The organism is Rhizobium sp. TRM96647, from assembly GCF_025780115.1.
Lineage (GTDB): Bacteria > Pseudomonadota > Alphaproteobacteria > Rhizobiales > Rhizobiaceae > Mycoplana.
The window spans coordinates 1-11,072 of the sequence record NZ_JAOXHF010000031.1; the positions used below are offsets into that span (position 1 = coordinate 1).

General features: G+C 62.9%; 11 protein-coding genes. 2 read left to right on the forward strand and 9 right to left on the reverse strand.

Annotated features, from left to right (window positions below):
• The 4 genes from dctP (OCK02_RS25795) to OCK02_RS25810 all read right to left on the reverse strand — a co-directional run.
• On the reverse strand, positions 1-409 hold a 409-nt coding region (dctP, locus tag OCK02_RS25795), incomplete at its 3' end, for a TRAP transporter substrate-binding protein DctP (RefSeq protein WP_230809303.1).
• 267 nt (positions 410-676) lie between these two features.
• A complete protein-coding gene (locus OCK02_RS25800) occupies positions 677-1,336 on the reverse strand; it encodes a GntR family transcriptional regulator (RefSeq protein WP_263815518.1) in 660 nt (219 codons plus the stop codon).
• A 29-nt stretch (positions 1,337-1,365) separates the two neighbouring features.
• Positions 1,366-2,358, reverse strand: a complete 993-nt coding sequence (locus OCK02_RS25805; protein WP_263815519.1) for an iron-containing alcohol dehydrogenase — start codon at positions 2,356-2,358, stop codon at positions 1,366-1,368.
• A 125-nt stretch (positions 2,359-2,483) separates the two neighbouring features.
• The gene (locus OCK02_RS25810; protein ID WP_263815520.1) at positions 2,484-3,902 is read right to left on the reverse strand and encodes an aldehyde dehydrogenase family protein; all 1,419 of its coding nucleotides are present in this window, start codon (positions 3,900-3,902) and stop codon (positions 2,484-2,486) included.
• Positions 3,903-4,052: 150 nt separating this feature from the next.
• Here OCK02_RS25810 and OCK02_RS25815 point away from each other — a divergent pair, with 150 nt between their 5' ends.
• A complete protein-coding gene (locus OCK02_RS25815) occupies positions 4,053-4,961 on the forward strand; it encodes a hydroxymethylglutaryl-CoA lyase (RefSeq protein WP_263815521.1) in 909 nt (302 codons plus the stop codon).
• On the opposite strand, the gene dhaL is transcribed toward OCK02_RS25815, so the two are convergent.
• The 5 genes from dhaL to OCK02_RS25840 form a co-directional block, all read right to left on the reverse strand.
• On the reverse strand, positions 4,952-6,703 hold the full coding sequence (gene dhaL, locus OCK02_RS25820) for a dihydroxyacetone kinase subunit DhaL (protein WP_263815522.1): 1,752 nt from the start codon (positions 6,701-6,703) through the stop codon (positions 4,952-4,954). The genes OCK02_RS25815 and dhaL overlap by 10 nt on opposite strands.
• Positions 6,704-6,782: 79 nt before the next feature.
• Positions 6,783-7,607 carry a sugar phosphate isomerase/epimerase family protein gene (locus OCK02_RS25825; protein ID WP_263815523.1) on the reverse strand — a complete coding sequence of 275 codons (825 nt, stop codon included), beginning with the start codon at positions 7,605-7,607 and terminating at the stop codon, positions 6,783-6,785.
• Positions 7,608-7,660: 53 nt separating this feature from the next.
• Positions 7,661-8,419 (reverse strand): SDR family NAD(P)-dependent oxidoreductase, encoded by a 759-nt coding sequence (locus tag OCK02_RS25830; protein ID WP_263815524.1) that lies wholly within the window; start codon positions 8,417-8,419, stop codon positions 7,661-7,663.
• 64 nt (positions 8,420-8,483) lie between these two features.
• Positions 8,484-9,530: a transketolase family protein gene (locus OCK02_RS25835; RefSeq protein WP_263815525.1), complete on the reverse strand. Its 1,047-nt coding sequence runs from the start codon at positions 9,528-9,530 to the stop codon at positions 8,484-8,486.
• Between the two features lie 15 nt (positions 9,531-9,545).
• Positions 9,546-10,400 carry a transketolase gene (locus OCK02_RS25840; RefSeq protein ID WP_263815526.1) on the reverse strand — a complete coding sequence of 285 codons (855 nt, stop codon included), beginning with the start codon at positions 10,398-10,400 and terminating at the stop codon, positions 9,546-9,548.
• Positions 10,401-10,663: 263 nt separating this feature from the next.
• On the opposite strand from OCK02_RS25840, the gene dctP (OCK02_RS25845) reads away from it, so the two are divergent.
• Positions 10,664-11,072: TRAP transporter substrate-binding protein DctP (gene dctP / locus OCK02_RS25845; RefSeq protein WP_230809313.1), on the forward strand; the 409-nt coding region annotated here is incomplete at its 3' end.

Sequence of the window (11,072 nt, forward strand, 5' to 3'; positions counted from 1 at the left end):
CCAGAATCAGAATGCCCTGCTTTTCCGCGGCAGCAGCAATCCTGTCCCCCACCGGCCCATCCATCACGGCTTCGGCCTGATCGAGGCTCTGGAACAGGAACGGAAGGCCGAGCAGGCCAATCTCGGGCACTGCACCGGATGTCGCGCCTTGGGCGTTTGCGGAGAAGGCGATCGTGCCGAGGCGGATGTTGGTGACGCTTTCGGCGTCATCGCCGAATTGCGAACTCGTGCCGACATCCACCTTGATGCGCCCATCCGTTCTCTGTTCGACCAGTTCGGAAAACTTGAGCGACGCCGTGTCCTTCGGATTGCCGGCGGCGGCGCTGTGCGACAATTGAAAAGTCTGGGCTGCCAGTGGACTGGCGCTGAGCGAAATGACGGCTGCAGCAACAAGATGACGAAACTTCATGGCTATAACCTCCCGTGAGCCAACAAGTGAATGTGCTGTTCCGATGCAGCGGCGATACCTGCTGTCTGCTCCCGCTTGACAACAAGGAACCTCTGCGGAGCCACACGAGGCGGCAACCGGCCGAAAGCTGATCGGATGTGGATCGGGCGCCCGCGGCCATGCCGACAGGCCCGTGTCTGCGAGCGAGACCTACTCCGTCTCGCGTTCGTGACTTAGGTGACGCGCTCCGCGCCGGTGTTTGTCATCATGGTCTCCTCCCATCAGACGTTAGCTTTGTGCCAGAAGCCTTTTCAGGATCTGCCGGATGAGTTCGCGATGATCCTGACAGATCTTGCGGGCCCGTTCGGCGTCTCCTGCGGCAATGGCGGTGATGATCGCGCGATGTTCGCGCACCGAATTTGCTCTATCCACATGGATCGGACTGACGAAGGACAGAACCGACTTCATCTGGTTGCGGATGGAATGGTAGCTGGTCGCAAGAAGCGTGTTTTCCGCCAGGTCAAAAATGATCTGGTGGAATTGCCCGTCGAGCTCTCCCCATTTCCTGGCCTGCTCCTGGCCGAGATTGGCCTCCATCTCGTCGACCAAGGGCGTGAGCATCGCCCTAAGTTCATCCGCATCGACAACGCCGGCGTTCACGCGCTCCGCAAGCAGATAGCCGGCCATTCCGTCCAGCGCTTCGACCAGTTCATAGCCCCGGATGAGATCCTGAAGCGTGAAATGGCGAACGAAGGTGCCCGATCGCGGAATGACCTCCACCAGGCCATCCGCCTCGAGACGCTTGATGGCGTCCCTGACCGGCGTGATGCTCATGTCCAGTTCGTCGGCGATCTGGTGGATGTCGAGCGGCACCGACGGCCGAAGCCCGCCGTTGATGATCCTGTCCAGCAGCGTTTCGTACGCCTTGTTCGAAAAATGTCTCGCCATCCGCCAACTCTCGATACAATCGGCCCCGTCTACATGAGCCGACTATATATCCCCGCGATATCGCTTGCCGAAAGGGGAACGTAGTTGTTCACCAACAGCCGTTGCTGCGTCTCGATAACCTTGTCGGCATAGACCCGGATGTCGCCTTCCGCCATCCCGTACTTGCTGAGCTGCTTGGTGGGAACGACCTCTGCCAGCAGCCGGTCCAGCGCATCGAACGGATTTTCACGGCCAGCCGGCAGGCCGAGCACCTCTTCGATCAGCCGTGCGATATCGGCGATCTTGCCGTCCGGCTCCTTCTCGAAATAGACCTTGAAGACCGCCGGCAGGAACAGCCGCGTCGCCTCGCCGTGCGGGACGTGATGGGCGCTGCCGAAATGCATGGCGATGGCATGGACGCCGCCCGCGAGCACGTTGGCAAGCGCGATGCCGGCCATGTTGCTGGCCGCCAGATAGGATTTCGCATCCTGCTGGATGACATCGCGACCATGCTCGACGATCCGCCTGTATCCCTGAAGGATGGCCCGCGCCGCCGCCATGCAGAACATGTCGGTATAGGCGTTCGCGGTCGGCGCGAGATAGATCTCCAGCGCGTGCACAAGAGCATCGGCCGAAGACGTGGCGAAGACGTAATAGGGGATCTTCGACAGCATCTCGTCGATCAGGACGGCATGGTCGGCGAAACCCGCATCGAACCCCTTGCCCATCTTGCTGCCGATGCCCGGAAAATCGAGCACCGAGACGCATGTGACCTCGCAACCCGTTCCGCAGGTCGTCGGCACCAGCGTCAGCCCGACCTTGCGTCCCGGCTGGACGCCGGCCTTGAAAAGCCCGGCGACATTGTCCTCCGAATCCAGTGCCAGCATTTTCGCGCAGTCGAGGATGGAGCCGCCGCCGATGGCGATCAGCCTTTCGAAACCGAGCTTGCGCACGGCGACAAGCATGGCATCGACGGCGACGTCGGTCGGCTCTCCGCCGCAGAAATCGTCGTAGAACAGCGTCTGCGCCGGCGAACCCTGCATGAAGGATTCATGGAGGACGCGCTGCGTAAAGATAAGATCACGGTTCGTGACACGATGCGCTTCCGCAAACTGCGCAAAGGTCTCGTATCCGTGAATCTGCGGACGAACGGCAAATTTCATCGCGATCAGGCTCCCGCACCGATCTTCACCGCCGCGATCCGTTCGTACAGCGGGCCGTAGATCGTTCCTTCGTCCGGAGCGCTGCGCTCCAGCGGTTCGGCGATGCGCGTCGTGTTGTAGTAGTGCTTCTGGGTGACGTTTTCGGAGACGGCATTGCCGCCCCAGCTTCCGCAACCGAGCGAAAACGTCTTCGCTAGGCCGTTCGTCCAGCTTCCGGAGTTCGCGACCCCATGCGGCTGGCGAACGATGACCCGCGACGTCTTGGTCTCGAGCGCAAGCTTGAGAATGCGATCGTTGTCGTTGGAGTGAATGCCGCAGGAATGGCCCGTGCCCGAGTAGTCGGTGATCGCATTGACCAGCGCGATCGCGTCCTCGAAGGCATCGAACCTGTAGAGCGTCAGCACGAGGCTGAGCTTTTCGCCGGAGAAGGGATATTGCGCGCCGGTCCCGGTTTCCTCGACAATGATGAACTTCCGATCGGCCGGCACGTCGATGCCTGCCAGTGCCGCGATCTCGGCCACCGGCCGCGCAACCACCTTGCGGGAAACGTGGCCGTTTTCCCAGATGACCGCCTGCAACCGGGCCTTCTCCTCGGCATTGGCGACATAGGCGCCGGCCTTTTCCAGCTCGCCCTTGAAGGCATCGTAGATGGATTGCTGGACGATGATCGAATTCTCTGCCGAGCAGCCCGATGCGTTGTCGCCGGTCTTGCCGATGCTGATCTTGCTTGCGGTTTCGACGAGGTCCGCCGTCTCGTCGATGATGACGGCCGCATTGCCGACGCCGACGCCATAGGCCGGCTTGCCCGAGGAATAGGCCGCCTTGACCATATCCCCTGCCCCGGTCGCCATGGTGACGTCGCACTGTGCCATCAGTTCGGCGGCCAGCGCCTTGGACGGCATCTCGATGCACTGAACCAGATCTTCCGGAGCCTCCAGGGAGCGGAGCACCTGCCGAATGATATCGACAACGAAGAGCGTCGTCTTCTTGCTTGCCGGATGCGGCGCGCAGATCACCGCGTTGCGGGCGCGGATGCCGAGAACCGACTTGAAGATGGGCGTCGCCTCGCAGTTGGTGCTGGGTACGAGCGCGGCGATGACCCCGTAGGGCTTGGCAATGGTGATGATGCCGTTCTGGGCATCGCGGTCGATCACGCCGACCGTCTTTTCCTGTCGAATGTCATGATAGATCGCCGGCATCTTGTGCGTCATCTTCATGCGCTTGCTCTCGACGAGACCCATCTTCGTTTCGTCATACGCCATTTCGGCGATGCGCTGCGCCAGTTCGGGGCGGGCAAGCGTGTAGACGATCGCACCGGCCAGAAGATCGACCTGCTCCTGGGTGTACGTGTTGAGAACGGCCTGCGCCGTGCGCGCCTTGGCCACGAGTTCGGCGATCTGAGCCTGCTCGGCAGATGCGGACATATTTCCTCCCGGACCCATTGGCGGGTCCCTTCAATTCAATCTGATACATCACAAGATATTTTTATTGATATTTTTGTCAAGTCGCGCAATAGGTCGACTGTCGATATTTCGATGAAGACGGGTTTTGCGGCTTAGAGGAGGAGACGAAAAATGCGGGAGAATCTGGTCGCCATCAACGAGGTGGTTCTGCGCGACGGTTTTCAGAACGAACCTCGTTTCGTACCGACGGCGGACAAGATCCGTCTTGCCGAAGCGCTGTCGCGGACGGGCGTCCATCGCATCGAGGTTTCCTCTTTCACCTCCCCCAAGGCGATCCCGAACCTTCGCGACGCCGAAGAGGTGTTCAGTGGCATCGACCGTGTCCCGGGCGTCCTCTACACTGCGCTCGTGCCGAACGAGCGCGGCGTGCAGCGTGCCATCGATAGCCGGGTCGACGAGGTCAACCTGGTCATGTCGATCGGCGAGAGGCACAACCTGAAGAACCTGCGGATGACATGCGCGCAGTCGCTTGCGCAGTTCAAGGCGATCATGACCACCCTCGCGGGCACCGGCATCGCGGTCAACGGGACGATCGCAACCGCCTTCGGCTGCCCCTACGAGGGGCCGCAGCCGGTCGAGCGCGTGCTATGGGCGATCGACGCCTACCGTGCGCTCGGCATCGGCGGCGTGACCGTTGCCGACACGATCGGCGTCGCCGATCCCCGGCAGGTCGGAAAGCTGATGGTGCAGATCAGGAAGCATCACGAAGACCTTCCCGTCACTCTCCATCTCCACAACACGCGGGACATGGGCCTTGCCAATGCGCTGGCGGCCTATGACGAGGGCGTGCGCAGCTTCGATTCCGCGCTGGGCGGCATAGGCGGCTGCCCCTACGCGCCGGGTGCAACCGGAAACGTCTGCACGGAAGACCTCGTGCACATGTTCGAAAGGTGCGGCATAGAGACTGGCGTCGATCTCGATGCGCTCATGACGCTCTCGGAAGAGCTGTCGACAACGCTCGGCCATGCCGTGCCGGGCTATGTCGTCAAGTCGGGGACGAGCGACCGTCTTTACGCCTGACGACGAAGCGCGCCCGTCATCGCGTCAAGCAGGACATTGGCGGATGCCGCGCCCGGATCGACGTGTCCGATGGACCTCTCGCCGAGCTTTGCCGACCGGCCGCGCCGGCTTTCGATCCGGGCGGTATACTCCATGCCGGCCTTGCTGGCGGCCGTGGCGGCCTCCAGCACCTCGATCTCGTCCGCCCCTGCCGCGGCGGCTTCTGCAGCGGCTTCGGCGGCCGGCACCCAGGCATCGATCATCGTTTTGTCACCCTGCGCGGCGCCACCCCGGGACAGGATGCCGTCGCTCATGCCCTTGACCCAGGCCGCCATTGCGGGCCCGTCGAGATTGAGCCGGTCGCCGACGGCCTGGCCGGCGCTGCGGAATGCTCCCGCATAAAGCGGGCCGGACGAGGCGCCGACAGCCGTCAGGAAGGTCTTTGCAATGACCTCGCAGAGTTGCGAGATCGTCGCCTCGGCGGGCTCGCCGGGGAGCACGGCACCGACGGCCGTCCAGCCGATATCCATCGTTATGCCATGGTCGCCGTCGCCGATGACGCCGTCGAGCTGAGAGAGCCAGTCCGTCTTTTCGCGGATGGCCGCGGCGACAGCCGCCATCATGGCGCGGAACCGTTCGGGCGTGACCGTGCCGGCGGTCTTCAGGGACTGGCGGTCCGTCGCTTCTGCCTTTTCGGCAGCACGGACGCGGCGCGCGCTGCGCACGAAACCTGTTTCGTCCACCGTAGAATTGCCGACCGTCAGAGCCGGCGTCCTGCAGGGGTGATCGAGCAGGATCGTCAACGTCTCGTCGAGTTTCAGCAGGGTGATGGAAGCGCCCGCCATTTCGAGCGATGTCGCATATTCGCCAACCCAGTTTGCATGGATGACGATACCCTTTTCCTCGAGGATCCGGCGGACGCGCCGGAAAAGGACGAACAGTTCGAGCTGCGTCGTAGCCCCTAGCCCATTCACGAGAACGGCGACGCGGTCGCCTTCGCCCAGCTGGAGTTCCGCAAGGATTGGCTCCATTAGAACATCGGTGACGGTATCCGCAGTCGCCAGCGGCTCACGGCGCATTCCGGGCTCGCCGTGCAGACCCATGCCGATTTCCATGTCCTGTGGCCCGATCTCGAAATTCGGGACACCTGTCTGCGGCAGCGAGCAGGCACCAAGCGCGACGCCCATCGATCGGCACCTGTCATTCGCAAGTCGCGCGAGTGCCTCGACCCGTTCCAGCGGCTCGCCACGATCGGCGGCAGCGCCGGTGCACTTGAAGACGAAGAAATCGCCGGCGACACCGCGCCGTTCATGACGACGCTCACTGGGCGCCGAGGCGACATCGTCAGTGACCGCGACATGGGAGACGGGCGTGCCTTCGCCCGCCAGCTCTTCAGCCGCCATCGTGAAGTTCAGGACGTCACCCGTATAGTTCCCGTACAGAAAAATGACGCCGGCGCCGCCGTCGGCCGCGCGACCGGCATCCAGTATCTGTTCCGGCGACGGCGATGCGAAGACATTGCCGACCGCCGCAGCGTCCGCAAGCCCGCGCCCGACATAGCCGGCGAAGGCGGGTTCGTGGCCGGAACCGCCGCCTATGACGACGCCAACCTTCCCGTCGCGCGGACCTTGGCGCGCAACGACCGCGCGCCCCGTCGGTCCTTCGACGGCCAGCAGGTCCGGATAGGCGCCCACCAGCCCCTCGATGAATTCCGGGATGATGTCTTCAGGCGCGTTGATCAGCTTCTTTGTCTTGGTCGTCATGGCAAATTCCTCCTGCACGGTCGCAGTGCAACCGCCCGCCGCCCTCCACGACGGCTGTCAGATCATGTGCGGATCGGTCTCAGCCCGCGCTTCCGGCAGGCACGAAGCGCTTGGCGGCGGTCACGGTGCGGTCGAGCCATTCATGCTCCAGCCGGCGCGTTTCATCCATGTCGTTCGTCTGCGGCAACCAGTGCTCCAGGATCACGCTCATGTCGTCCGGGCAATGCGAGAGCGAGGCCAGGATTTCCTCGATCTCCGCGCGGCCCTCGCCGAGCGGCGTGCCGTGGATGCGGAAGCCCACGCCGTAGGGATCCGGTGTGATCTGGTAGTCCTTGAGATGGAGGTTGATCGTGTAGGGCGCCAGCATCTTCACCGTCGTCATCGGCCATTCGCCGGCGCAGATCGAATTGGCGACGTCGAGGCATACCCCGAGCGCGTCATCGGCCACGGCATCGAGCAGTTCCACCATGCGGGGGGACGGGTAGTTGAAATGGTTTTCGATCGCAAAGCGCAATCCGGCACGCTTGCCGTCGGGAAGCAGCTCGCGCAGTTGTGCGGCAAGCTCGGGTACGGGGATCAGGGCATCTTCGGCGTCAAGGGCCACGCGCAGGATCTTCGAGCCGATGCGCTCGCCGATGGGGATGTAGCGGGCCAGTTCCGCGGCGTTAAAGGATTGTGTCCCGACTTCGAGCTGCATGCCATAGGAATCGGCGCGCGCCTTCAGGGCCAGGTGCTCCTCGGCGGACAGGCGGTCGAGCGGAAGATTGTCGGCATATTGTACGAGGGAAAGCCCGTGGCCGTGGGCGATTTCGAGCACCTCCATCGCCGTCATCGGCTTGGCCGGCTGCAGATCCTTGATGCCGATCGACCAGCGGAAGGCATAGCTTCCCAAACCCAGTTTCATGTCGTCCTCCCGATTACAGGCGGCGCCCGGTCAAGGGCGCCGCTCCCAAAAGATCAATGGATCAGCGAGCCGCCGTTGACGTCCACTTCGGAGCCGGTGACGTAGGCCGACAGGTCGGATGCGAGGAAGAGTGCGCAACCGGCAACGTCGTCAGCCGTGCCGGCACGCCCCATCGGAATGCCGAGCTTGATTTCTTCCAGCTTCTCCGGCGTCAGCAGGCCGCCGGTGATGTCGGTGGCGATGAAGCCGGGGCAGATCGCATTGACGCGGACATTGTCGGGCGCCAGTTCACGCGCCATCGCCTTCGTCAGGCCGAGCACACCGGCCTTGGCCGCCGAATAGTGCGGGCCGCCGAAGATGCCGCCGCCGCGCTGTGCGGAAACCGACGACAGGTTGACGATCTTGCCCTGCTTGCGCGAGCGCATGTGCGGGATGACGGCCTGGCTGCAGTAGAGCGTACCGCGCAGGTTGACGTCGAGGACGGCGTCGTAGTTCTTCGGTGCGATGTCCATGATCTTCAGCGGCTGGGTGATGCCGGCATTGTTGACCAGAATGTCGATCTGGCCCCACTTGGCAACCAGTGCGTCGATGACCGTCCTGACGCCGTCGAGATCGGTGACGTTGCACGCCATGCCGACATGCTGGGGTCCGAGATCGGCCGCGGCCTCCCTGGCCGCAGCCTCATCGAGATCGAGGATGGCGACTGTGGCGCCATGTTCGGCGAAGAGCTTTGCCGTTGCCTTGCCGAGGCCACGCTTGGATGCGGCACCTGTGACAACGGCGAACTTGCCCTGAAGAAGAGCGGTAGACATGGATTTTCCTCCCTTGAAGGTGAACCCGCCGGTCGGCGGGCTATGTCTGTGTTGAACGATATTTTCAGAGCCAGCCGCGGACCTGGCTGACGATGGCGGCAGTCGAGATACCGTAGCGGTCGTGCAGCGCAGGCAGGCCGCCGGCATCCAGAAACTGGTCGGGCAGACCGATCATGCGGAAGGTCGGCGTGACGCCATTGGTCAGAAGCGTCGAGGCGACCGCTTCACCGAGCCCGCCGACCTTCGTGTGGTTCTCGGCGGTCACGACGAGCCGTCCGCCCTTGCGCGCCTCGGCGAGGATCGTTTCGGTATCGAGCGGTTTGATCGTCGGGCAATGCAGCACCGCAACGGAGATACCCTGGGCCTCGAGTTCCACGGCCGCATCCAGCGACCGCATCGTCATGAAGCCGGACGCGATGATGAGCGCATCCTTGCCGTCTCTCAGCAGCTTGGCCTTGCCGAGCTCGAACTTATAGTCCGGGCAATGCTTGTGGATGACCGAGGCGACCTTGCCGCGCGGTAGGCGCATGTAGACCGGCCCGTCGTGGGCGGCAATCGCCGGCACGGCCTCCATCACATCGATGGCGTCGCACGGATCGACGATCGTCAGGTTCGGCAAGCCGCGGAAGATGGCAAGGTCTTCCGTCGCCTGGTGGCTCGGCCCGTAGCCCGTGGTCAGGCCCGGCAGCGCGCAGACGATCTTGACCGGCAGGTATTCTTCGGCGATCGCCATCGCGATGAAGTCGTAGGCGCGGCGCGAGGCAAACACGGCGTAGGTCGTGGCGAAGGGAATGAAGCCCTCCCGGGCCATGCCGGCTGCAGCCGAAATCATCACCTGTTCGGCCATGCCCATCTGGTAGAAGCGCTCGGGAAAGGCTTCGGCGAAGACGTGCAGGTCGGTGTATTTCGCAAGATCCGCGGTCAGGCCGACGATACGGTCGTTACGCTTGGCCTCCGCCACGAGCGCGTGGCCGAACGGGGCCGATACGGTTTCATAACCTTCGGCAGCAAGCGAGGCGATCATCGCCGAGGTGCGACCACCCTCGCCTGCCTTTGGAGCGTTGCGCGGTTCCCACTTGCGATGCGGGTCGTATTTACGCAGTTGCGTCATCTGGGCTTCCTCCCCTTATTCCGGCCGGTTCGCATCGAGCACGGCAAGCGCCTTCTGCCATTCGTCGGCCTCGACGCGGACGAAGTGGGTGATCTCGCGCTGCTCGAGGAAGGGGACGCCCTTGCACATGATCGTGTCGCAGATGATGACGCGCGGCTTCGGATCCGTAACATTGCGGGCGGTATCGAAGGCGGCCACCAGAGCGTCGATGTCGTTGCCGTCGACGCGCTGGACATGCCAGCCGAAGGATGCCCATTTGTCGCCGAGCGGTTCCGAGCACAGCATTTCGGTCGATTTTCCATCGGCCTGCTGGTCGTTGAAATCGACGATGCAGATCAGGTTGTCGAGCTTGTGATGCGCCGCCGACATGGCCGCTTCCCAGGTCGACCCCTCGCCGAGCTCGCCGTCCGACATGAGATTGTAGACGAAGGCCGGGTTCTTCTTGGCCTTCAGGCCGAGCGCCATGCCGACGCCGATGCCAAGACCCTGGCCGAGCGAGCCGCCGGTGATCTCCATGCCCGGCGTGTAGGCCGCCATGCCTGACATCGGCAGGCGACTGTCGTCCATGCCGTAGGTCGTCAGCTCGACTTCCGGAAGAATGCGTGCCTCGATAAGAGCCGAATAAAGTGCGATGGCATAGTGGCCGATCGACAGAAGGAAGCGATCGCGCCCCTCCCATTCCGGATCTTCGGGACGGTAGTTCAGCGCATGGAAATAGGAAACGGCGAGGACATCCGAAATGCCGAGCGCCTGCCCGACATAGCCCTGCCTCTGCACTTCGCCCATGAGAACGGCCTTGCGACGGATCTCCCACGCACGGCGACGCAGGCTCATGTTCGGCAGGCTTGCTGCCGCGTCTTGGATGGTCATGACTCCTCCAGTCTCCACGAGACGTGCGCCTCGGTGCAAAGAGTGATGTGCAACGACGCATCCAAACTCAATTAAGTTTTTCGAACGAGTTGTTAAGAAAAACTTAGGTGACGTATTGCCAAGGATACGACAGGGTCATGTCATTGCGAACGAGGAGGACGTTTGGCGATATCGACGGGACAGTTGGAGAACCGTTGACAAAGCTCTCGCAAAACCTCCCTGTCGCCAGATTTGAAGAATGACGCACCCAGGGGAGGAACCTTATGAACATACGTCATTTCCTAGCCGCCGCCGCAATCACGCTCTGTGCCGGATATGCCAACGCTCAGTCGTTTCAGGTCTCGCACAATGCCGCAGCAGGCAATCCCAAGGACGTCGCCTCGCTGAAGTTCGCCGAACTGGTCGAACAGAAGTCCGGTGGCCGCATGACAGTGAGCGTCGGCACGGCCGCGCAGTTCGGCGACGATGCCGAGACCATCACCAACATGCGCCTTGGCACCATCGCCTTCTCCGCAAACTCCCAGGGCACGACCTCTGCCGTCGTTCCGGAAATCGCGCTGCTCGGCCTCCCCTTCCTGTTCCAGAGCCTCGATCAGGCCGAAGCGGTCATGGACGGTCCGGTCGGTGACAAGATCGCAGCCGCAGCCGAGGCACAGGGCCTCGTCGTGCTCT